16 protein-coding genes and 2 tRNA genes are annotated in these 23,305 nt (G+C 66.0%); 7 read left to right on the forward strand and 11 right to left on the reverse strand.

From position 1 onward, the window contains the following. Nucleotides 1-65: 65 nt before the first annotated feature. The 3 genes from J0A91_RS14320 to J0A91_RS14330 are packed head-to-tail and all read left to right on the forward strand — an operon-like array spanning nucleotide 66 to nucleotide 1,332. Entirely contained in the window at nucleotides 66-503 is a 438-nt protein-coding gene (locus J0A91_RS14320; RefSeq protein ID WP_069205476.1) for a hypothetical protein, read from the forward strand. Next, the gene (locus J0A91_RS14325; protein ID WP_069205477.1) at nucleotides 500-1,021 is read left to right on the forward strand and encodes a DUF6438 domain-containing protein; all 522 of its coding nucleotides are present in this window, start codon (nucleotides 500-502) and stop codon (nucleotides 1,019-1,021) included. Before J0A91_RS14320 ends, J0A91_RS14325 begins: the two co-directional genes overlap by 4 nt. Further along, nucleotides 1,018-1,332, forward strand: a complete 315-nt coding sequence (locus J0A91_RS14330; RefSeq protein WP_069205478.1) for an I78 family peptidase inhibitor — start codon at nucleotides 1,018-1,020, stop codon at nucleotides 1,330-1,332. The genes J0A91_RS14325 and J0A91_RS14330 overlap by 4 nt, the downstream gene beginning before the upstream one ends. 47 nt (nucleotides 1,333-1,379) lie before the next feature. On the opposite strand, the gene J0A91_RS14335 is transcribed toward J0A91_RS14330, so the two are convergent. Continuing rightward, nucleotides 1,380-3,653, reverse strand: coding sequence for an FdhF/YdeP family oxidoreductase (locus J0A91_RS14335; protein WP_069205479.1), 2,274 nt, complete (start codon nucleotides 3,651-3,653; stop codon nucleotides 1,380-1,382). Between the two features lie 100 nt (nucleotides 3,654-3,753). Further along, a tRNA-Thr gene (locus J0A91_RS14340) sits at nucleotides 3,754-3,826 on the reverse strand. Between the two features lie 124 nt (nucleotides 3,827-3,950). Between J0A91_RS14340 and J0A91_RS14345 the strand changes: the two genes are divergently transcribed. Beyond that, complete coding sequence (locus J0A91_RS14345; RefSeq protein ID WP_069205480.1) at nucleotides 3,951-6,236, forward strand: FdhF/YdeP family oxidoreductase; 2,286 nt, start codon at nucleotides 3,951-3,953, stop codon at nucleotides 6,234-6,236. Here the strand turns inward: J0A91_RS14345 and J0A91_RS14350 are convergent. From J0A91_RS14350 to J0A91_RS14380, 7 genes are all read right to left on the reverse strand, one after another. Further along, nucleotides 6,233-7,573, reverse strand: a complete 1,341-nt coding sequence (locus tag J0A91_RS14350) for a PepSY-associated TM helix domain-containing protein (protein WP_069205481.1) — start codon at nucleotides 7,571-7,573, stop codon at nucleotides 6,233-6,235. The genes J0A91_RS14345 and J0A91_RS14350 overlap by 4 nt on opposite strands. Beyond that, nucleotides 7,573-9,927, reverse strand: coding sequence for a TonB-dependent receptor family protein (locus J0A91_RS14355; protein ID WP_069205482.1), 2,355 nt, complete (start codon nucleotides 9,925-9,927; stop codon nucleotides 7,573-7,575). Before J0A91_RS14355 ends, J0A91_RS14350 begins: the two co-directional genes overlap by 1 nt. Before the next feature lie 102 nt (nucleotides 9,928-10,029). Next, nucleotides 10,030-10,428, reverse strand: coding sequence for a DUF2946 family protein (locus J0A91_RS14360; RefSeq protein ID WP_069207343.1), 399 nt, complete (start codon nucleotides 10,426-10,428; stop codon nucleotides 10,030-10,032). 101 nt (nucleotides 10,429-10,529) lie between these two features. Beyond that, nucleotides 10,530-12,758, reverse strand: coding sequence for a hypothetical protein (locus tag J0A91_RS14365; protein ID WP_240502024.1), 2,229 nt, complete (start codon nucleotides 12,756-12,758; stop codon nucleotides 10,530-10,532). Between the two features lie 121 nt (nucleotides 12,759-12,879). Then, nucleotides 12,880-13,077 carry a hypothetical protein gene (locus tag J0A91_RS14370; protein ID WP_069205483.1) on the reverse strand — a complete coding sequence of 66 codons (198 nt, stop codon included), beginning with the start codon at nucleotides 13,075-13,077 and terminating at the stop codon, nucleotides 12,880-12,882. Nucleotides 13,078-13,134: 57 nt separating this feature from the next. After that, on the reverse strand, nucleotides 13,135-15,504 hold the full coding sequence (locus tag J0A91_RS14375; RefSeq protein ID WP_240502025.1) for a PAS domain S-box protein: 2,370 nt from the start codon (nucleotides 15,502-15,504) through the stop codon (nucleotides 13,135-13,137). A 324-nt stretch (nucleotides 15,505-15,828) separates the two neighbouring features. Continuing rightward, a tRNA-Ser gene (locus J0A91_RS14380) sits at nucleotides 15,829-15,919 on the reverse strand. A gap of 100 nt (nucleotides 15,920-16,019) precedes the next feature. On the opposite strand from J0A91_RS14380, the gene J0A91_RS14385 reads away from it, so the two are divergent. The 3 genes from J0A91_RS14385 to J0A91_RS14395 all read left to right on the forward strand — a co-directional run bounded on the left by J0A91_RS14385 (nucleotide 16,020) and on the right by J0A91_RS14395 (nucleotide 20,812). Beyond that, nucleotides 16,020-16,913 carry a peptidylprolyl isomerase gene (locus tag J0A91_RS14385; protein ID WP_069205484.1) on the forward strand — a complete coding sequence of 298 codons (894 nt, stop codon included), beginning with the start codon at nucleotides 16,020-16,022 and terminating at the stop codon, nucleotides 16,911-16,913. 98 nt (nucleotides 16,914-17,011) lie between these two features. After that, on the forward strand, nucleotides 17,012-19,579 hold the full coding sequence (locus tag J0A91_RS14390; protein ID WP_069205485.1) for a TonB-dependent receptor: 2,568 nt from the start codon (nucleotides 17,012-17,014) through the stop codon (nucleotides 19,577-19,579). Nucleotides 19,580-19,630: 51 nt separating this feature from the next. Then, entirely contained in the window at nucleotides 19,631-20,812 is a 1,182-nt protein-coding gene (locus J0A91_RS14395; RefSeq protein WP_069205486.1) for a histidine-type phosphatase, read from the forward strand. A 2-nt stretch (nucleotides 20,813-20,814) separates the two neighbouring features. Here the strand turns inward: J0A91_RS14395 and J0A91_RS14400 are convergent, their stop codons facing one another. Next, nucleotides 20,815-22,095: an alkaline phosphatase family protein gene (locus J0A91_RS14400; protein WP_069205487.1), complete on the reverse strand. Its 1,281-nt coding sequence runs from the start codon at nucleotides 22,093-22,095 to the stop codon at nucleotides 20,815-20,817. Between the two features lie 54 nt (nucleotides 22,096-22,149). After that, nucleotides 22,150-23,250, reverse strand: a complete 1,101-nt coding sequence (gene ychF, locus J0A91_RS14405) for a redox-regulated ATPase YchF (RefSeq protein WP_069207346.1) — start codon at nucleotides 23,248-23,250, stop codon at nucleotides 22,150-22,152. Nucleotides 23,251-23,305 lie beyond the last annotated feature (55 nt).

Here is a 23,305-nt window from a genome sequence, read left to right on the forward strand (position 1 = left end):
GATCGGCTCCGTCTACGTTCAGATTCGGCACGATACAGCCGATCGGAACCTACCGGGAGAATGACATGCTGCTTCGAATCGGACTGCTTTCGAGCCTGACGCTCGCGGTTATCGCAGGCGGCGCGCCTGCCGTGGCGAGCGTGGATCGCTCGCCCAAGCCCGGCGGGGTGTACCGCCTCAAGCCCGGGATCTACGTCCAGAAGGGCGTCACCTGCGAGTCAGCGCCGAATGCGGCGATCCGCCAATATGATGGGCGCGGCATCAGTGACGCGCACTCGCGCGCCTGCCGCGTGCGCGTGCTCGCGCGCAAGGGAGATCGCTATTCGGTCAGCCAGTCGTGCGTCGATGCCGGTGCCGGACCCGCGCCGCGCGTCAGCGAGCGCCAGACCGTTACCGTTCAGGACGCTTTGACCTTCACGATCCAGACGCGCGGGCCGGGCACAACCTATCGCTATTGCCCGGCCTATATGCTGCCGGCTGGCGTCCGGGGCGCGGCGAAGTGAAGACGGTGAAGCTCGCGGCGGCATGCGGCGCGCTAGCGGCGCTTGGCGCCTGCGCGACCGCCGCGCCCGGTGTTGCGCCTGCGCCCGCCGCCGGCGCGCCGACGTCGATCGCGATCTCGGTGGGGCCGTGCTTCGGTTTCTGCCCGGTCTATGACGTCAGGGTCGCAGCCGATGGCGCGGTTGTCTTCACGGGAGAGCGCCATACCGCGGTGCTCGGCACGCGCGAGCGCCGCGCCGCGCCGGATGTCTATCGCGCGCTGGCGGCCGATCTCGCGCCGTTCCGGCCCGCCGATGGCAGTACGACCGCAGTGCCCTGCACCGTCTCAATAACGGACATGGCGACCTATACGATCACCTGGACGGGCGCGGCGGGCCAGCAGACGGTCGCGACGCATCGCGGCGGTTGCCGTGAGGGCGCGGGGCGTGATCTCGATGTCGTGCTGCGCGCGGTGCCGCAACGGCTCGGCATCGAAGACTGGATGCGCCAGACCACCAGACCGGGAGTTTCACGAGGATGAAAAGCACGGCTTTCACGCTCGTAACCGCCTCCGCGCTGATCACGGCATGCGTGCCGACCGTACATGACGCCGATCCAGCCGCGCCGGGGGCACATGACGCCACAACCGCGCCCCAGCAATGCCAGCCCGAAGCGGCGGCGAAGCTGGTGGGCCACGCCGCACCGGATGACGCTGAGGTGAAGCAGCGCACCGGTGCAAGCAAGATCCGGCGAATCGCACCGGGCGATATGGTGACGCAAGATTTCCGGGTCGAGCGCATCACGCTCGCCATCGATCCGGCCGGCAAGGTCGTGAGCGCGCTCTGCGGATAGCAACAGGGACGGCCTGCCCGATGATCGGGGCAGGCCGTCTGATCAATTTAGGTCACGATCCGAACCGGAACGCTCTTGCCAGCCGGTGTCTTCGATTCCTCGTCATGCCAGGATAGCGGCACCAGCGGATTCATCTCGGGATAATAGGCACCCAGACATCCGCGCGGCAGCAGGAACCGGGTGACCTTCAGCCCGCCGACCTGCCGATCGACACCATCGTCCGCATCGCTCGCCAGCCCGACGATCTGCCCTTCGACCAACCCCGCTGCCGCGATATCGTCCGGGTTCATCAGCAGCACGTCGCGCGTGCCCTCGATGCCGCGCAGCCGGTCCGAGTAGCCGTAGATTGTGGTGTTGAACTGGTCGTTCGATCGCAACGTCATCAGCCGCCAGCGGCCCGCCTTGTCGCCGATTCCCCACGAATTGAGCTTTTTCGGCACGGTGAACTCGGCCTTGCCGCTCTTGGTTTTCCACACCCGTTCGCGCGCCGAATTGCCGCGATAGAACCCGCCCGGGGTGAACACCCGCTGGTTGAAGTCGTGGAATTGTTCGGGATAGGTCTCCTCGATCGCATCGCGCACCTTGGCATAATCGCCGAGCCACGCATCCCACGGCACCTTGGGGTTAGGCGGTAGCGTCGCCTTGGCGATGCCGGCGATGATCGCCAGTTCGGACTTCAGCTCGGGCGAAGTCGGTTTGGCCTTGCCGAGCGAGCCGTGGATGCAGGAGAGGCTGTCCTCCATCGTCACCGCCTGCGGTCCGCTCGCCTGAAGGTCTTCCTCTGATCGCCCGAGGCAGGGGAGAAGGTACGCTACCTCGCCGTTGATGAGGTGGCTGCGGTTGAGCTTGGTCGCGATCTGGACGGTCAGCCGCAGCTTGATCCAGGCCGTCTCCATCATCTCGCGCTCGGGGATCGCGCGCACGAAGTTGCCGCCTAGGCCGACGAACGCCTTCACCTCGCCAGAGAGGATCTTGGCGCACGCATCGACGGTGGTCAGGCCCTTCTCGCGCGGCGGCTCGAAGCCATATTGCTCGGCGAGCTTGTCGAGCGGCACCAGTTCGGGCTTCTCGGTGATGCCGACAGTGCGCTGGCCCTGCACGTTGGAGTGCCCCCGCACCGGCGAGACGCCGGTTCCGTCGCGGCCGATATTGCCCTTCATCAGGAACAGATTGACAAGCAGCTTGATGTTGTCGCTGCCGTGGACGTGCTGGGTCAGCCCCATGCCGTACATCGCGATCGAGCGCTTGGCGCCGATGTAGATGTCGGCCGCCGCCTCGATATCGGCGCGGGCGAGGCCGCTTTCCGCTTCGATCTCGGACCAGTCGGTCGCCTCGACATGCGCCTTCACCGCATCGGAGCCATCGGTATGCTGCGCGATGAAATCGACGTCGAGGACGTGGCGCTTCTCGGTCGCCCACAGCTCGGCCTCCTTCGCGAGCACGTGCTTCATCATGCCGGTGATCGCGGCGATGTCGCCGCCGGTCTTGACTTGCAGATAGAGCGTCGAGATCTTGGTCTCGGCGGGGGTGAGCATCTCCTTGGGGCTTTGCGGGTTCTTGAAGACCTCCAGTCCCTTCTCCCGGATCGGGTTGAAGGTGACGATCTTGCAGCCGCGCTTGACCGCTTCCTGCAACGGATGAAGCAGACGCGGGGAGTTGGTGCCCGGATTCTGCCCGAAGAAGAAGATCGCGTCGCACAGTTCGAAATCGGCGAGCACGCACGTACCGACCGGCGACCCCGTCACGTCCTTCAACGCGACCGAGGTGGTTTCGTGGCACATGTTGGAGCTGTCGGGCAGGTTGTTGTGGCCGTACAGCCGCGCGAACAGGGCGTAGAGATAGCTCGTTTCGAGGCTGGCCCGGCCCGACGCGTAGAAAACGGCGGCGCCGGGATCGATCGCTTTCAATTCGGCGCCGATCGCGGCGAACGCCTCGTCCCAACCGCACGGAACGTATTTGTCTGTCGCCGGATCGTAGCGAAGCGGATGGGTCAGCCTGCCAGTCTGTTCGAGATCGTAATCGGCCCAGGTTTTGAGTTCCGACACGGTATGCGCCGCGAAGAACTCGGGCGTGCAGCGCCGGCTGGTCAGTTCCCAAAGCGTCGCCTTGGCGCCGTTTTCGCAGAACTCGAAGGTGTGAGGCTCCTTGGGTTTGCCCCACGCGCAGGACACGCACATGAACCCGCCGGCCTTGTTCTGCCGCCTGAGCGTATCGAGCGCCGCTGGCCGCGCGCGCTCGCGCAAGGCCGTCTCGACGATGCCGCGCACCGAACCCCAGCCACCTTCGGCGCCATCGTAATGAACGGTCTCGTCTTCTTCCATGAAACGCGTCCTCCGGCGATCGTCGCTGCTACAGCAGCAGACAACGCCCTGAAATCGCGTCGGGTTCCTGATCGAAGCGCGTCGTTCGACCGGTAAACCCTGCCCGCACGAGGAATCGAACCCCGGACATCCACTTTACAAGGGTGGCGCTCTACCAACTGAGCTATACGGGCAGGCGTTCGCCTATAACGACCGTGTCCGCGCGCGCCAAGTCCGATCCGAGGTCCATACCAACGGATGTTTGATCTCCGGCGATCGAGCGGCCAGAATCGACCGTGAAGCGTGTGAGGAGTCGACGTGCCAGATTATCGCGATACGCCTGAGGCCGAGCGGGCGGTTGCCGGGGTCGAGCAGTATGATGGCCCGGCGGGCGGCTGGGGCGCGTTGAAGGCGGTGGCGCTGGCGGTGCGAGACCAGATGGGCGCGTCCACCGACACACGCGCGCTGCTCCAGATGAACCAGCCAGACGGATTCGATTGTCCCGGCTGCGCCTGGCCCGACCCCAAAAAGACCTCGTCATTCGAATTTTGCGAGAACGGCGCGAAGGCGGTGACGTGGGAAGCGACCGCCAAACGGGTTGACCCCGATTTCTTCGCGCGCCACAGCGCGACCGAATTGTTCGGCTGGAGCGATCATGCGCTCGAGGATGCGGGCCGGCTTACGCACCCGCTACGCTACGATGAGGCGACCGACCATTTCGTACCGATCGCATGGGACGAGGCGTTCGCGCGGATCGGCGCTGGGTTGCAGGCGCTCGCGGACCCCAATCAGGCGGAATTCTACACCTCGGGCCGCGCCTCGAACGAGGCGGCGTTCCTGTTCCAGTTGCTCGCGCGCGCTTACGGGACCAACAATTTCCCCGATTGCTCGAACATGTGCCACGAGGCGACCAGCGTTGGGCTGCCGCAGTCGATCGGGGTGGGCAAGGGCACGGTGACGCTGGAGGATTTCGACCTCGCCGACGCGATCTTCTGCATCGGCCACAATCCCGGCACCAACCACCCGCGCATGCTCTCGACGCTGAGCGCGGCGGCGCGGCGGGGCGTGCCGATCGTCGTCGCCAACCCCTTGCGCGAGCGCGGGCTCGAGCGGTTCAAATCGCCGCAGCATCCGACCGAGATGCTCAGCACGCACGCGACCGAACTGGCGTCGGAATATCATCAGGTCCGCGTCGGCGGTGACGGCGCGATGCTCAAGGGCATGATGAAGGCGCTGTTCGAAGCCGATGCCGCCGATCTGGCCGCTGGCGGGGCAGGGCTGCTCGACCGGGCGTTCATCGCCGAGCATACGCTCGGCCTAGACGCGCTGCGCGCGGATATCGATTCGACCGGCTGGGACGAGATCGTCGCCCGATCGGGGCTGACGCGCGGCGCGATCGAGAGCATGGCGCAAACCTACTGGCGGGCCGAACGGGTCATCCTGTGCTACGGCATGGGCATTACCCAGCACGCCAACGGCACCGCCAACGTCCAGCAACTCGCCAATCTGCTGTTGCTGCGCGGCAATATCGGCAAGCCGGGGGCTGGCATTTGCCCGCTGCGCGGCCACTCCAACGTGCAGGGCGACCGCACCGTCGGCATCACCGAGATTCCGTCGGAGGCGATGCTGGCACGGCTCGATTCGCGTTTCGGCATCAGGGCGCCGCGCGCGCATGGCCACAATGCGGTCGAGGCGCTGGCGGCGATGCGCGACGGGCGCGCCAAGGCCCTGATCGCGCTCGGCGGCAATCTGGCGGTGGCGATGCCCGATCCGCAGGCGAGCTTCGCCGCCTTTCGAAATCTCGATCTGTCGGTGAATATCCTTACTAAATTCAACCGCACTTGCCTGCTCACCGCGCGCGAGACGATCGTGCTGCCCTGCCTTGGACGAACCGAACACGACGAGCAGGCGAGCGGATCGCAATGGGTGACCGTCGAGGATTCGATGTCGATGGTCCACGCCTCGCGCGGGCGGCTCAAGCCCGCAGCACCCGATCTGCGCTCGGAGCCGGCGATCGTCGCGGAGATCGCCAAGGCGACGCTGCCCAGCGTGGCGATCGACTGGGACGGGCTGGTCGCCGATTACGATCGTGTCCGCGACGCTATCGAAGCGGTGTTCCCGGACTTCCGCGATTTCAACGTGCGCGTGCGCCACAAAGGCGGCTTCCGCCTCACGGTGGGCGCTTCGAACCGGGTGTGGAACACCTCCGACGGCAAGGCGCATTTCCTGACTCATCCGCTCGCCGGCGCGAGCGGGGAGGCGGGCGCCCTGCTGCTCACCACGATCCGCAGTCACGACCAGTACAACACCACCATCTACGGGCTGAACGATCGCTATCGTGGTATCACCGGCCGGCGCGACGTGGTGTTCGCCAATGCCGAGGATCTCGCCGACCTCGGTCTGGCGCACGGCGCTATCGTCGATATCGAGGCGGGGCCGGGGCGGCGGCTGGAGGGCTATACGGCGGTGGCGTATGCGATCGCGCGCGGGTCGCTCGCGGCCTATTACCCGGAGGCGAATTGCCTCGTGCCGCTGGAGGATCACGATCCCCACAGCGGCACGCCATCGTACAAATCGGTGCGGGTGACGTTGCGCGCCGCTTAGGCGGTCGCCGCCCGCAACCCCAGCCAGCGCGCCGCGCCCGGCATAGACCGCCGCACGATCGCTTCGGCGGCAAGCACGACGATCAGCGTGAGGCCGAACATCGGCAGATACAGCCCCAGCGCGACGATCGCGACCACCAGACCGGCGCCGAACGCCGGTCTTGGCAGCGTGGTCGGCGCGCCGAGACCGACCCGCCGCCGGCGCCACCACATCACCACGCCCGAGACGGCGAGCAGAACCAGCAGCAGCGCGGTCGCGGTGCCGAGCAGTTGGTTGACGATCCCGAACAGCGCGCCCTCGTGGATCGCAACGCCATAGCCGATGACGCGGTCGATCCAGTGGCGCTCGGCAAAGTCGATACGGCTGAGCAAAGCGCCGGTCTCGCCATCGACTTTCAGGTCGCTGCGCAACGGCCGGTCGGCGGCATCAGAGGCGACCGACCACGGCGCGCCCGGCCGCGTCGGTGGCGAGATCAGCACCGGCGGCGCGACCGCGAGCGGGCGAACCGTGGCGATCACGCGGGCAAGCTCGCCGGGCCGGATCGGTGCCGAGGCCATCATCATGCCACCGTGGCCGGCATGATCGCCACTCATCGCATCGGCGGGCGGTTTGCCGCCGATCGACCAGTCGACCGGCCCGCGCGCGGTGCCGGTTAGCTGCCGGACTTCGGTGAGGTAGCTGCCCCACCCCTTGGCCCAGGGCAGTCCGGTGAGGATCAGGCCGAGCGCGAACAGCGATACCCAGATGCCGGCGACGGCATGCAGATCGCGCCAGAACGGCCGACCGTTGCTGCGCAGGCGCGGATAGAGCACCCCCGCGAGCCCCGAGCGCCCGCGCGGCCACCATAGATACAATCCGGTGAGCAGCATCACGATCGCCCAGCACGCGGCGATCTCGACCAGATAGCTGCCGACGGCGCCCGCGAGCAGTTCGCCGTGGAGGTGGAACACCACCCGCAACGGGCGCTGTTCCTCGGTCGCCACGTTCAGCACCGCGAGCGAACGCTGATCGAGATAGACGCGCTTGTCGGCATGATCGCGCGTGACGAGGATCTGCACGGCGGCATCGTCGCGTTGCGGCAGCACATATTTGTGCAGCGTCGCCCCCGGCACCGCGCGCAACGCGGCGGCGACCTGCGCGTCGGGCGAGGCCAGTGGCCCGGTGGTGGCGAGGTGGGTGTAAGGCCGGTCGAGCCAGGCTTCGATCTGCGGCTTCCACAGATAGATCGTGCCGGTCAGCGCCAGCCAGATCACGAACGGGACGCAGAACAGCCCGGCATAGAAATGCCAGCGCCACACAGCATTGTAGCCGAGGCTCGGGCGCGAAATAGGTGCCATCAGAACCGTCCTTTCACGCCGACATAGACGGTGCGCGGCTGCCCTGCGTAGAGCGAACCCGTCGTGGTCATCAGCACCGGGGCCGGGTTCTGCTGGCCCGCCGCGTTGAGGCTGTCGGAGATGATCGAGGCCGATCCGACATAGGTCTTGTCGGTGAGATTCTGCACCGATGCGTAGAAGGACATGCGCGACCACCAGCCGTCACCCGCCGGGGGATCGTAATGCACGTTGAGGTTGAGCAATGTATAGGCCGGGATACTCAGCAAATTGGCGTTGTCGATGAAATAGCGTGAGCGGTACGTCACTTCCGCGAAGCCTCCCAGCCCGGCGAGCGCGCCGTGGGGTGTGTCGTAGCCGAGGCGGGCGTTGACGAACGTCGGGATCACGCCGGGAATGCGATTATCGGCACGGTCGAACGCCGCCGACATCGCGCCCGAGGTCAGCCGCTCGGTATAACGGGTGTAGCGCTGGTCGTTGTAGCTGTAATTCGCCTGCACATAGCCGCCCGGAAGCGCGCCGGGCAGGGGCGTCCAGCGCACCGCGAGTTCGACGCCGCGGTGGATCGAGCGCGGGACGTTGGTGGTGAACGACAGCAGGTTGACGCCCGCCGACTGGGTGACCTGCTCGTTGCGGAACCATTCGTAATAACCGGTCAGTTCGGCGGTGAGCGTGTCGGCGAGCTTCACCTCGGCACCGAGATCGACGCCGAGGTTGGTCTGCGTCTTGAGATCGGCGTTATTGCCGGCCACGCCTGCGGTGGTGACGAACAACTGGCCCGATTGCGGGATGCCGTACGCGGTGCCGATCCGCGCGTGCAGCTTGAGCGCCGGATCGGCCTGCCACACCAGCGACGCCTCGGGCGCGACATTGTCGAAGTCGCGAAGTGCCGGGATGTAGGTGAGCACCGGGCTGGCGCCTACCGGATAGGCGTAGGCGGTCTGCCGCATGTCGATTTGCGAATGCTCGTAGCCGATACCGAGGATGAGTTGGAGGTCGGGGGTGAGGCTCAATTCCTCGCGTGCGCGGACCCCCATGTTGCGCACCCCGCCGAACACGGTCTGCGTCGGCGTGCCGATGCCGTTGCGTCCGGCGGGCGTCTTGTTGAACGAGTAATTCTGCGCGTCGAGGTAATTGTAGAAAACGCCGATGAAGCTCACCGAGTCCAAGCCGGCGAGGCGGGTCTTCGCGGTCACGTCGGAGCTGATGTTGTAGCTGTTGAGCGTGCCACGGAACGGCGTCGCGCTGGTCGGCTGGAAGACCACGCGGCTGTCGAAGGTCGCCTGCGTGCGCCAGGTCGTGCCGGCGGCAAAGTCATGTTCGTAGCGCGCGCCGACGATCGTGCGCCGGTCGTTGCGGGCGAGATCGCCCTCGGCGGCGGTCTGCGTGAGGCGCGCGCCATTGACGCCGTTCGCCAGCACCGAGATTGTTCCGCAACCCGGCGCGGCGGTCGCTGCGCGGTCGCAGTCCTGCTGGTACGGATTGGCGAGATACTGATTGTACGACAATCGTGTCGAGAGCCGGAAATCGCCCTCGTTGTAGATCACCTTGCCGGTGATGCGGTCGCGATCGGATAGCGCGAGCGTGGCGAGCGCGTTGATTGTGCCGGTTTGATAGCCGGTGTGGCCGGTGGCACCGTCAGCGCGGGCGAAACTGCCGAATACGCTGTAATCGAAGCCGTGCCCGGCATGGCCGAGCGTCGCGTAAGCGTTGAGATAGCCGAAGCTGCCACCGTCGATCCCCGCCTCGACGCCTTGCAGGTCGCGGCCGCTGCGCGTGCGGAAGTTGATCGCGCCCTCGACCGCGTAATTGCCGTAGCGCGCCGAGGACGGCCCGCGCACCACATCGACCGCGCCATAAGCATGCGGATCGGTGAGGTCGAAGCGGGCGAGGCCATCGGGTTGGGTGACGGGAAAATCATCCTCGAACACCTGGATGTTGCGCGCGCCGAAGCTGTTGCGCGCGTTCGACCCGCGGATCGACACGCCGACGTCGCGCGGGCCGTTGCCGCCGGTGATGGTCACGCCGGGCGAGAGCTTGACGATATCGGCGATCGTCGTTGCGGGCGTGTTGCGGAAATCGGCATTGGCGATGGTGGTGTCGGTCTGGCCGGCAACTTTGGTGGTGAGCGTCAATGCGTTGCCGGTTACGATGATGTCGCGCGGTTCGGCTGGCGCGTTCGACGCGGGAGCAGCGGTTGGGGAGGGGGCGGTCGCATCGATCCGGCGCAGCTCGGCGTCGATCGCGTCGCGTTGCCGGAGCAGTTCGGCGCGGCGTGCGTCTGGCGGGGATTGGGCGGAGGCCGCCGAAGCGGCGAGCACGGCGATCGACGCCGCGCAAGGCAGAAAAAGGCGCACAGTGACTCCTGTTGGCGCGAGTGCAGCAAGGATGGAGGCGCGGCATCGACCGCGCCATCGGCGCACGCTGCGCCGCTCAGGCGCGCGCGAAGGTGCCGATCGTCACTGGTACACGGGTGGTCCGCGCAAGGGTGGCCGCAGATAGGCGCGCGCGCGCACCGGCTTCTGGCTGACCTGCCGGAACACGGTAGCGATAACGAACGCGATCGCCAGCGCGAGCAGGATCGGATCGGTCGCCGCCAGCGACGCGGCGTTCAGCCCGGAAAAGGCGCACGGCTGCTCGGCCGTTTGCCCGTCTTTCTTGCTGCCGTGTCGGGTATCGTCCGTGGCGTGATGGGTCATGCCCGGCATCGTCATGACATGGGCGGGTGCCGCCGGGGTCGGCGCCATGCCCGAGCACAGCACGAGGCCGATCGCTCCGCCGGACGTATCGAGCATATAGCCGCTCGGCACGATGACCTTGAGCAGCAGCGCGAGCGTCAGCAACCAGGTCGCCAGCATACGGTGCTGCCTGAAATGATCGCGAAGCGCCTGCACGCCCAAGCTTCTATGCGCACCGAGGGGCGGTGTCACGACGGCAAAACGTCCATGCCGGCGTGTCGTCATTCCCAGGTAAGAATCAGTCGGCCGTTCGCCGGCACGCGGTATTCGACCCGGTCCGGCGACGAGGCGTGCGCGCGAACAACGTCGCCGCCGATCGTGGTGACCCGGCTCTTGCCGAGCTTGTGCCGCTTCCGGCGCACCAGGCCTATCGCGGCGGTGCAGGTCTCGCCGCCGTCGAGCGTCACCGTCAGCGAACGCTCGCCGGTGCGTTCGATCGCGCGTAGCAGATGGTCCGAGAACACCAGGAACGGCGCGCCCTCGACATGGGTGAATGCGCGCGTTGCGAAGATGAACGCCGCGCCGGCGCCATAGACTTCCTGCCCGACTTGCCCGGCCAATTGCCCGTCCGGGTACAGATCCTCCAGCGGGAATGACAGCTTGCGGTCGACATAGCCGTTGCTCTCGCGCTGCTCGGGGGAGATCGCCTCGGGCGGCAAAACGTCTGGATAATAATACCACGCCCGGTCGAGTGCATATTTGCAATATTCCGCGATCAGCATCCGCACTGCGGGATCGAGCTCGGGGCCGCTGTCATCGAGATAGCGTTCGAATGCCGCGAACGATTCGAAGCATTCGTAAATCGCCATGTAAGGCGCATCCTGAAGGCAGGTCGCGCCGAGGAAATTGCGGTAATGCACAGCCAGCTCGAGCTGGCTCTCCCAAATCTCGCAATTGTGGAAGAAGCTGCCGAGATAGACGTAGCTCTGCTCCAGATACACCGGCGCGTTGGTGATCCGCCACAGGCGCATGCAGGCGGCAGCGCCCCAGGCGGTGAGGTTCGCCTGATAGTTCACGTTGAAGCGCAGCCCCATCGCGGCATCGAGCGCGGCGCGCGCCTCGTCGAGAAAGCGCTTGTCGTCGGTCAGCTCGAACGCCTGGAGCATGACCCAGGCATAGACACCGCCGACGTCGGTCTGCCCCCGGCCATCCGCCCCGGCGACGTCGGTGATGACGGAGAAGTCGGTCACGTCGTACTGGACCGGCCAGACATAGTCGAAATGCCGCGCGGCCTTGATGGCGTAGTCGATCGAATCGAGGAACAGTTTGCGCGCCTGGGTATCGCCGTCGAGCGCGAGATTGCTGAGATTGAGCAGCGGGTGATAAAGATACCAGCTATCGACCGCATCGGCGTTCTTGTCCTTGCCGACGTTGGGCAGATAGCGGCGCAACGTCCGCAGCTTGGGATCGTAAAACTTGCCGAGACCGGCCTGAAGGTCTTTCTTGAGCGGTGATTCTTCGCCGGTCCATTTGCCCCAATCGTGCAGCGCCGAAATGATCGACATCTGCACCATGATGTCGGGATATTCGCTCGCGGTGTAGGGGTGGATATAACGATGCCCATAGTGGCGAATGGTCGCCGCCGGCGCTTCGTCGAGATCGCGCAGCGTCCTTTCGGCCCGGCCCACCCAATCGTGAAAGTCGGTGTTCGGCAGCGCCAGTTGCTTGTACGCGACGCCGAGCATTTGCAGGAACTGGCGCGCGGACTCGCGCTCATGCGGCGGCGCGTCGTGGCGGAACACCAGGATCGCGTCGGACATCGTCACCGTCTCGCCGGCGGGAAGCGCATGGGTGGGCGGCGTGCCGCTTTGCGCGGGGGTTGGCGGCAGATAGCCGAGTTCGGGCCACACCCCGCCGACCGCATTGTCGGGTGCGATCTTGGTCGCGCGATAATACGGGTTCATCGCGGTCAGGTTCTGGAAGTACAGGACGTTGCCGAACGCGGGCTCGTCGATGTGGAAATACAGCACGCCGACGTTGAGCCCACGCTGCCCGGCCTCGACCCGCCCGCTCGCCCCCAGCGGATCATCGTTGCGATCGAGCGGATAGAGATCGCGCGGCAGAAACGGAACGAGAATCGGCGTGGCCGGCGTCAGCGCGACGGTGATCCGCAACGATTCGAGCGCATCGTCGCGAGTCCGGAAGGTGACGATATGCTCACCGAGGACGCTGCTCAGCCGCAACTTGGCAAGTTCGGTATCGTCCGCGTTCAGCAGTTCGCACTCGAAAGGGCCGGCGAGATAGGCGGCGCGCACCGCCAGCCCACCGGCACCGGCACGGCGCACGAACGCCCACACCGAATCCGGCCCAGCGCGCACCTCTACAGATAACGCGCCGATGTCGAACGTCGTGACGGCGCTGGTGCCGCCGTCCCGCAGTGCTTGCCGCAGCGCCAGGACATACGGGCTCGCGCTCACGTTGTGGTGGTCTGTGCGGGCACGGGTCGCCACTGTGTCCTCCTCGTCAGGCCGGAAGGGCCATCATCATCGCGTGACAATCCCCTGACGTTTGCGCAGGTTCCCGGCGATCTCGCCGCAATCGATCCATGTTACGAAGTTTGCGCCGATCACCCTATTCAGTGGTCGCGTTCGGGTTCTTCGGTCCGCTGTACGCTTTCTCGGTCTGCCCGCCGTCGAAACCATCGGCATCCTTGCCGGTGTGTGGGTTGGGGTAGGCGCCGCCGCCGCTTTCGCCGGCCGATCCGGCCTTGGGCGTGACGGTCTTGGATTTTTCGCCGCCATCGGCGTGCGTGGGTTGCTTGTCGGTCATGATCGCCTCCAGTTTCCAAGGGATAGAACCCCTGCCGAAAGGCGACGTTCCCGCCGCTCACTGCGTCTCCAGCATCGCGCGAATCCGGCTCGCCAGCGCTTCCATAGCGAACGGCTTGGTGATCATCTCCATGCCATGTTCCAGAAACCCGGACGCGAGCGCGGCATTCTCCGCATAGCCGGTCATGAACAGCACCTTCAGCCCGGGTCGTAATTCGCGAGCCGCGTCGGCCAATTGCCGGCCATTAAGACCGGGCAGGCCGATATCGGTTATCAGCAGGTCGATCCGCCGCTTCGAGCGCAGCATTTCAAGCCCGCTCGCCCCATCGACGGCCTCCAGCGCGGCATACCCCAGTTCGTGAAGCTCCTCGAGGATCAGTCCGCGCACAACGGCTTCATCTTCGACGACGAGCACGACCTCGCCATCCTCGGCCTGCTGGAGCGCGGCGGTCGGCGGTGGCGCGTCCTCCTCCTCAGCACCGCCGCGATATCTCGGCAGGTAGAGTTTGAACGTCGTTCCGTGGCCGATTTCGCTATAAATCTTGGCATAGCCTTCAGACTGCTGCGCGAATCCGTAGATCATCGACAGGCCGAGGCCGGTGCCCTGGCCGATCGGCTTGGTCGTGAAGAACGGCTCGAACGCCTTGCTCACCGTGTCGGCGTCCATCCCAGTGCCGGTGTCGGTGATGCTCAGGCACACATATTGCCCCGGCTTCACACCGCGCTGCCGCGCGACATAGGCTTTGTCGAGATGCGCGTTACATGTCTCGATAATCAGCTTGCCGCCATCGGGCATCGCATCGCGCGCATTGATCGCGAGATTCAGGATCGCGCTTTCGAGTTGGTTGGGATCGCATCTCGTCGTCCACAGACCGCCCGAGAGCACGAACTCGAGGTCGATCCGTTCGCCGATCGTGCGGCGCAGCAGGTCTTCCATCGACGCGACGAGCGCGTTGGCCTTGACCGGCCTGGGATCGAGCGGCTGGCGGCGCGAGAAAGCGAGCAGCCGGTGCGTGAGCGCGGCGGCGCGGTTGGCGGCGGTCGATGCGCCGGCGATGAAACGGTCAAGTTCGTCGATCCGCCCTTGCGCGACGCGGCGCTGGACGATCTCCAGGCTGCCGGTGATGCCTTGCAGGAGATTGTTGAAATCATGCGCGATGCCGCCGGTGAGCTGGCCGACCGCTTCCATCTTCTGGGACTGGCGAAGTGCGGCCTCGGTCTCGGCGAGCGCTGCGGCGGCTTCGATTTCAGCGGTGACATCGCGCCCGAAGCCGTAGAACGTGCCGTTCTCCGGCACCGTCGTCCACTGGATGACATAGTGCGCGCCGTCTTTGGCGAGCAGCGTGGTGCGATATTCCGGGAGTGGTGTGCCCGCCCGCAATGCCTCGACTCGCTCGATCCATCGGTCCTCGTCGTCCACCATGAAATCCGCGCTTCGGCGGCCGAGCGTCTCGTCACGCGTCCAGCCGAGCTTCTGCGTCCACGATGGGTTGACGTCGGAGATGCAGCCGTTCGAGTCCGTGACCACCTTGAGCACCGGCGACAGCTTCCAGATCCGGTCTCGGTCGCGGACGAGTTGACGTTCGTCGGTGATGTCGCGGCCCACGGCGTGGATTCGGCTGCCGTCGGGCACCGCCGTCCAGGCGAGAAGACGATACGCGCCATCGCGCGTGCGATAGCGGTTCTCGAACGCCAGCGTCATTTCGCCGCGGTTGGCCTTTTCCAATTCGGCGATGGTATTGGCGAGATCGTCGGGATGAACCAGTTCCGAAATGGCGATGCCGACGAGTTCGGCTTCGGCCCAGCCCAGCATGCGGGTCGCGGCAGGGTTTATGGCGGTGATCGTGCCTTCCATCGTGCAGACCAGCAGCAGGTCACGCGAAATCGTCCAGAGCCGGTTGCGGTCGTCCTCCAACTGGCGGCTGGCGAGCACCTTCTCGGTGGTCTCGATCACGACGGCGACCACGCCGATCGGCCGGCCGTTCTCATCGAACGCGGGCGAATATTCGAGGTTGGTCCACAGCACGCGCGGGGTGCCATCGCGGACCAGTGTCAGTTCCTGATCCTGATAGGAGAGCGTTCCGCCTTCCCGATAGACCTTCTGCATCACGTTGGCGTTGAACTCGGCGACCTCGTGCCAGCCTTCGAGAACGTCGGTGCCGAGGATGCCGGGGTGCCGCGCGCCGGCGAAGGCGCGATAAGCATCGTTGTAGATCATTACGCCGCGGTCGCCCCATAGCGTCACGATCGGCACCGGCGAGCGAAGCACGAAGGCAAGCATCGTCTTCATCGCGGCGGGCCAACCTTCGACCGGGCCGATGCTGGTCGATGCCCAGTCGAAGCGCGCGATCCGGTCCCCCAGTTCGCCGCCACCCGCGGCAAAGTCATACGTCCCGCCGCCGCTCGCGCGCCGCCCCGAACCTGTCACCCTCAACGAACCCTTGCAGTTGATACGCTGGCCTCGTGCCGCACTTGGCGCCCACCATAGCCGACCCAACCTTCGACAGCTATGGAAGGTTCCTGTTGGGGCACTGACCGGCTTTTTGTGTGATGCGACCCGGCGCGCGGCTGCCGTCTCGCGGCATGCCCAACGCAGCCGGTTGTCAGCCTTCAGCGCGCGATCCGCGCCGATTCTCCGATGGCGGCACTTGATGCACAGATTTCGGACAAGATCGGACGCGAAAGCCGCGGCTTTCAAAGCGGCGACTACATTCCGCGCTGGCGGCGATTGCCAACGTAACCTCTGAAGTGATGGCGGAGCGGGAGGGATTCGAACCCTCGATACGCTTTTGACGTATACTCACTTTCCAGGCGAGCGCCTTCGACCACTCGGCCACCGCTCCGCATTACCTGGGATTGGTGGCCCCTATCGGGTCGGTGCGGGCAGCGCAAGCGGCGCGTGAGGATTGCGTGCTGGCCGTTCGTCGTGTCAGGGTCGCGCCCATGCCGATGATCCTGCCCATGCTCCTCGCCCTCGCCGCCGCACCACAGGGCGCCGAGCCGCCGCCGAAGCCGACCGCCGCGAAGATCGCGGCAGCGGCGCCGGCGTCGTCCTGGGCCACCATCGCACCCGAGGATCTGTTGGTCATCGACTTCGCCGATGGCCAGCGCGGGGTGATCTGGCTCGCGTCCACGCTCGCGCCGGTGCATGTCGCCAACATCCGCACGATCGCGCGCAGCGGCTGGTGGCAGGGCGGCGCGATCTACCGCGTGCAGGACAATTACGTCACGCAATGGGGCGATCCGACCAGCAAGAAGCCGCCCGCCGCCGGCATCGCGCTTCACCCGCCCGCCGAATATGAATGGCCGGCGTCGGCGCATCCGATCGTCGCCAATCGATATAAGGACGCTTATGCCGCCGTCACCGGCTTCACCGTCGAAGGCTGGGCGGTGGCGGGTGACGGGCGCTCGCAGTGGCTGCCGCATTGCTATGGTATGGTCGGGGTCGCGCGGGATCTCGCGCCCGATGTCGGGACGGGCGGCGATCTGTACACCGTCATCGGCCATGCGCCGCGCCATCTCGATCGCAACATCGCGGTGGTCGGGCGCGTGATCGACGGGATGGCGACGTTCTCGGCGCGCAAGCGTGGGACGGGCGGGGGGCTCGGCCTGTACGAGAATGCCGCCGATAATGTGCCGATCCGCCGGGTCGCGATCGCGAGCGACCTCCCGGCTGGCGAGCGGCTGTCCTATCAATATCTCAAGCCCTCCGCGCCCGAATTCGCACGGACGCTGGAGGCGCGCGCCAATCGCGGGTTGCCGTTCTTCACCGTGCCGGCGGGCAACGCCGATCTGTGCAACCTCGACGTGCCGGTGCGCAAGACGCCGGTTGGCTGAGGCCGTTCGCGACGGCTGACGCGAAACCGTAACCGCCGTGTCGCGCGCACGTCGCGAACGTTGCCTAGCGCGCCCGCAGGGATTGTGGGGGACCATCGATGAAGCCGATCAAAAGCGCGCTGCTCGCGCGTGCCGCCGCGTGCGCGGTCGTTGCGGGCGCCTTCGCCGCACCCGCGCTGGCGCACACGGAAGCCGCGCCGGCCGCTCCGGCACCGGAGGCCGCGAGCGACGACGCGGCGCCCGACATCGTCGTCACCGGCGCGCGCGAAGGCCAGCGCAAGGCGGTCGCCGAGAAGCGGAACGCCGACAACACCGTCGAGGCGCTCTACGCCAACGATGTCGGCAAGCTGCCCGACCAGAATGTTGCCGAGGCGGTTCGCCGCCTTCCGGGTCTCTCGGTTGCCAACGATCAGGGCGAGGGCCGGTACGTCATCATTCGCGGCATCGACCCCAACCTCGTCAACGTCTCGCTCAACGGCCAGACCTTGCCCGCGCCCGAGCCGAACGGCCGGCAGGTCAAGCTCGACGATCTGCCCTCGGCGATGATCCAGTCGGTCATCGTCTCCAAGTCGCTGCTGCCGAGCCAGGATGCCAATGCGATCGGCGGCGAAGTCGCGATCCGCACCCTGAACGCTTATGATCGCAGCGAGCGCTTCTTCCTCGGCGCGCGCGGTTCGGCCGGGTGGAGCAAGCTCAACGGCAAGACGCCGTGGGAGGTCGACGGGCAGGTCGGCGGCCGCTTCGGCGCCAACGAGCAATTCGGCGCCGTAGTCTCCGCCAATTATTCGCGTCGGCCGATCGAGTCGGAGAACTTCCAGGGATCAGAAGCATGGGGCACCGGCATTCCGGACCAGAACGGCCTGCGCGACTACAATCTCGTCCGAACCCGGCTCGGCGTGGTCGGCAATGTCGATTACCGCCCGTCGGACGACGTGAAGCTCTATATCCGGTCGAGCTATTCGAAATTCACCGACCACGAGACGCGCGACCAGAACCGCATCGGCAGCGAAACCGGCATCGCCCCTGCCAGTGCCACCAATGGCGTGTTCAAGGCGACCGGTACGATTCTGGTGCGGCGGCGCGAGGAGGACGACAACACCAAGTCGGTGACGCTGGGCGGCGACTTCAACGTCGGTGGCGGCAAACTTGAGGCATCGGGCGGCTACACCAAGGCGGTCAAGGATGATCCGATCCGCAGCGAGTTCACCTTCGCGACCGCCAAAAGCGGGCTGACGGTCGATTACGATCTCTCGACCGATCCCTACAGCTTCACCCCACGCACGCCCGGCTTCACCGATCCGAGCAAGTTCGCGCTTACCAAATTCAATCTCGATCGGCGCCAGGCCTATGAGGAAATCTGGCAGGCGCGGGTCGATTACACACTGCCGATCGCGATCGGCGACGACAGCAGTGTCAAGATCGGCGGCAAGTATCTCGATCGCCGCAAGTTCAACAATCAGGACAAGACCAACTACAAGGCCGGTGGCACCGTGCTGGCGCTCACCAATCTGGGGTATGTCGGCGACACCGGCTTTTACAACGGCATGTACAGCTTCGGTCAGCGTATCGATTATTTCAAGGCGCGTGCCTATGTCGAGGCTAACCCGGCCACGCTCAAGCTGGACCCGACCGCGACGCTCGCCGATTCGCTGTCGAGCGATTATGACGTGAGCGAAAGCATCATCGCCGGCTATGCGATGGCGACGCTCAAGTTCGGGCCGCTCACGCTGATCCCGGGCGTGCGGATCGAGCATACCGAGGACAAGACCAAGGCGACTGTGGTCAACGCCGCTTCGAAGCTGACCGACGGCTACAACCGCTTCGGCGGCAAGAGCTATACGAACGTGTTTCCCGGCCTGAACGCCAAATGGGATATCGCGCCGGACGTGCTGATGCGCGCTGCAGTGACGACCGCGATCGGCCGACCGAACTATCCCAATCTCGCGCCGTTCGTCGTCGTCACCGATGATGCGGTACCGGGTATTTCGCTCGGCAACCCGGATCTCAAGCCGTACAAGTCCGTCAACCTCGACACCTCGCTCGAATATTATCCGACCAAGGACAGCGTGTTCGCGATCGGCCTGTTCTACAAGCATATCGACAACCCGATCTACACGAGCAGCGCCCGCGTCACGAACGCCAGCTTTGCGGGCGTGACCTATCCGGTCGCGCAGGTATCGCAGCCGATCAACGCCGACAGCGAAGTGGTGTACGGCATCGAACTCAACGCGCAGACCCAGTTCACGTGGTTGCCAGGTCTGCTCAGCGGCTTTGGCGTTTCGGCGAATTACACGCATGTCGAGGGGCATGCGACCGCGCCGGGCATCCGCGCGGGCGATCTGCCGCTCGGTTTCCAGTCGCACGACATTGGCACCGCGCAGCTCTTCTACGAAAAATACGGCTTCGCGGCGCGGGTCGCCTACAGCTATCGGTCGAAATATCTCGACTTGCTCGGCGGCAGCGCGGCGGCGGACGAGTATACCGACAACAACGGCCAGCTTGACGTGCATGCCAGCTATCAAATCACGCCGATGGTGACGATCTTCGCCGATGGCACCAACCTGACCGACGCGCCGTGGCGCCGCTTCATCGGCACCAAGGCCAATCTGGTCGAACGCGAGCGCTACGACTATTCGCTGCGGGGTGGTGTGCAACTGCACTTTTAGCGGATGCATCCAACCCCCGGGACGAACGGGGACTATGGAAGAGGTACGTCGATGCGCCGTTCAAGCCTGACTCTTGCTCTCGCGCTGGCCGGGTTTGGCAGCAGTGCCGCACTCGCCAAAACCCCGACGCTCAAGCTCGACCGCGTCGTGCTGATGATGCGTCACGGCGTCCGTCCGCCCACCAAGGCGCCCGCGATGCCGGCCAGCGTCACGCCAGAGCGCTGGCCGGACTGGGCGGTGCCGCCGGGCTGGCTGACCGCGCACGGCACGGTCGCCGTGACGGCGCTTGGCACCGCCGATCGGGCAGGCTTCGTCGCGGCGGGGCTGTTGCCGGCGAACGGCTGCCCGGCGGCGGGATCGGTCGCGATCATCGCCGACAGCGACCAGCGCACCATCGCCACCGCCGATGCCTGGGCGTCAGGTTTCGCGCCGGGCTGCACGCTGCCGAGCACGCACAAGCCGCAGGATGTCGATGATCCGGTCTTCTCGCCGCTTGGCAGGGGCGCGACGCTCGACCCGGTGGCGGTGAACGCGGCGGTGAAGGCCGCGATCGGGCCGGGCGGGGTGGCGGCGCTCGACGCGCGCTACGCCCCGTTGCTGCGCAAGCTCGACACGATCCTCTGCGCGCGTAAGCCCGCGTGCGGTGTGACTCGGACGCCGACCGGCCTCACCGACGCGACCGTGACCAGCCGCCCCAAGCTGCGCGGCGCGCTCGATTTCGCTTCGACTGCAGCGCAAGTGCTGCTGCTCGAATATGCCGACGGCAAGCCCATGGCCGACGTCGGCTTCGGCCGCGCCAGTGCCGCCGACGTGACCGCGCTATCCGAACTTCACGCGCTCGAATTCCGCCTGCTCGCACGGCCTATGCCGGTCGCACGCGCCAATCTGGCGCTGATAACCCCGACCATCGCGGCGGCGCTGACCGAGCGCGAGGCGGCACGCGTGACGGTGTTCTCCGCGCACGACACGCAGATCGCCAATCTTGGCGGGCTGCTTGGTGTCCACTGGCACGTGCCTGGCTATGCGGCGGACGATCCAGCGCCCGGCGGTGCGATCGTGATCGAGCGATTGCGCGATGCGGCGGGGAGGGCGTTCGTGCGTGTCAAATACCGTGCGCAACCGCTCACGGCGCTGCGGGCTGGCGGCGGCGCGCCGTTCGAACAGGTGCTCAGCGTGCCCGGCTGCGGCACTTTATGCCCGGCCGCCCGCTTCGTCGCGATCCTGCGACAATAACGCTAGCGCCTGAGCGCAGCCCGAAACGGCGCATCGTCTCCGTCCACGCCCTTCGCGGGCGGCAGGTGGAGCAGATCGCGCAGCAGCGGATAGACATCGACATTGTCGAACGACGGCAGCGTGCCGACCGGCTTGATCGCCGGCCCGCTCGCCACGAACAGCGCGAGCATCTCGGGCGCCATATTGTCATAGCCGTGATTGCCGCCGGTGCGGGCTTTGTCGGGCGTGGTCTTGGCGGTTTCCCAGCCCGGCTCGGCGAGGCAGAAGTAAGGCCGGACGCGCGGATTGCTGCCATAATGGAAGCGCGCCGGAATCTGGTCCTTGCGCCAGCATTGCAGATGGTTGTGACGCGCGAACAGCGCCTTTTCCAGCGCCGCTTCGTGCCCGGACACCGCCGTTAGCGAGGCGAACGGCCCGGTTTCGAAAATGCGGTAGTCTGCGGGGTTGGCGATTGAGTCGATCGCGATCACGCGTGCGCTGCTGGTCGCGGCCATGCCGTGATCCGCGACGATGACGAAATTGGCGGGCTGGCCGAGTTCGCGCAAGCCCGCGACGATCTTGCCGACCTGCGCGTCGACGGCGCCGACGATGGCGGTGGTGCGGGCATCGTCGGGGCCGAAATCATGCCCCGCGCTGTCCACGGTATCGAAGTACATGGCGACGAAACGCGGGCGGATCGCGGTCGGGCGACGCATCCAGTCGAGCAAGCCGTTAACGCGCTGCTCGCTCGTCACCGCCTGGTTGAATTGCATCCAGTCCTCGGGCCGTGTCCCGCCGGTGGTGGCGCCGTGGCCGTTGGGCTTGACCGCACCGCCCCACGCCACGTTCGAGCCAGGCCAGAACAGCGCGCCAGTGCGAATGCCGGCCTGCTCGGCATCGACCCACAACGGCTTGGCCTCGCTCCACCAGAACGGGTCGTCCGTCGCCATGGTGAAGGTTTCAGCCGGGCGGCGCACGTCCTCCATAGTGTTCGAAACGATGCCATTGCGATCGGGCCGCTCGCCGGTGATGATCGTCCAGTGGTTGGGGAAGGTCTTCGACGGAAAGGACGGCCGCATCGCCGCGCTGATCCCCGCCGCCGCGAGCGCCGACAGGTTGGGCGTCACACCACGCTGGAGGTAATCCGCCCGGAACCCGTCGATCGAGATCAATATGGTGACCGGCGTCCGTGCCGCTTCGGCGGCGGACGCAACGGGCGGGGCGGGGGCTGCTGCCGGGGGCGTGACACAGGCCTGAAGGCCCGCGCAAAGCCCGGCGACGGCGATCTTGCTATACCAACGCATCACCGCCCCCTGCGCCGGGTCTGCGACATCTTCAAGACAGTGTAGCGCGGAAACTCAGACGTTGAAGCGGAACAGCATCACGTCGCCGTCCTGAACGACATATTCCTTGCCTTCCTGCCGCAGCTTGCCCGCATCGCGCGCGCCGGCTTCGCCCTTGAACGCGATGTAATCAGCGAAGGCGATCGTCTCGGCGCGGATGAAACCGCGCTCGAAATCGGTGTGGATCTCGCCCGCCGCCTGCGGGGCCTTGGCGCCGACATGCACCGTCCACGCGCGCGCTTCCTTGGGGCCGACCGTGAAGAAGGTCAGCAGCTTGAGCAATTTGTACCCGGCGGTAATGACGCGGGCGAGGCCGGTCTCTTCCAGCCCCAGTTCATCAAGGAATTCGCCGCGCTCGTCGGCCGGCATCGTCGCGATCTCGGCCTCGATCGCGGCGGAGACGACCACAGCTTCGGCGCCCTCGGCCTTGGCCTTTTCGAACACTCGCGCGGACAGCGCATTGCCGTTCGCCGCATCGCCCTCATCGACATTGCAGACGTAGAGCACCGGCTTGGAGGTGAGCAACTGCGCCTGCGCGAACACGCGCGCTTCCTCCTCGTCCTTGGGGACGGTCAGGCGTGCGGGCTTGCCCTCGCGCAACAGCTCGAGCGCTTGCCCCAACACCGCGACGCCGATCTTGGCTTCCTTGTCGCCCTGCGCCGCCTTTTTGGCGAGGTTGGGCACGCGCTTTTCGAGGCTCTCGAGATCGGACAGCATCAATTCGGTCTCGACCGTCTCGGCGTCGGCGATCGGATCGACCTTGCCCTCGACATGCGTCACGTCGCCATCCTCGAAGCAGCGCAACACATGCACGATCGCATCGACCTCGCGGATGTTGCCGAGGAACTGATTGCCCAGACCCTCGCCCTTGGAGGCGCCGCGCACCAGCCCGGCGATGTCGACGAAAGCGAGCTGCGTTTCGATGATCTTGGCCGATCCGGCGACGGCGGCAAGCTGGTCGAGCCGCGGATCGGGCACCGTGACGTTGCCGACGTTCGGCTCGATCGTGCAGAACGGATAGTTCGCCGCCTGCGCCGCCGCCGTCTGCGTCAGCGCGTTGAACAGGGTCGACTTGCCGACATTGGGCAGGCCCACGATACCACAGCGGAAACCCATATTCTCGTCCTTGAAATGCTGGTGCGCCACAACGGGCGCGAGATGGTGCCGCCGA

The sequence above is a fragment of the Sphingomonas panacis genome (assembly GCF_001717955.1).
Taxonomy (GTDB): domain Bacteria; phylum Pseudomonadota; class Alphaproteobacteria; order Sphingomonadales; family Sphingomonadaceae; genus Sphingomonas; species Sphingomonas panacis.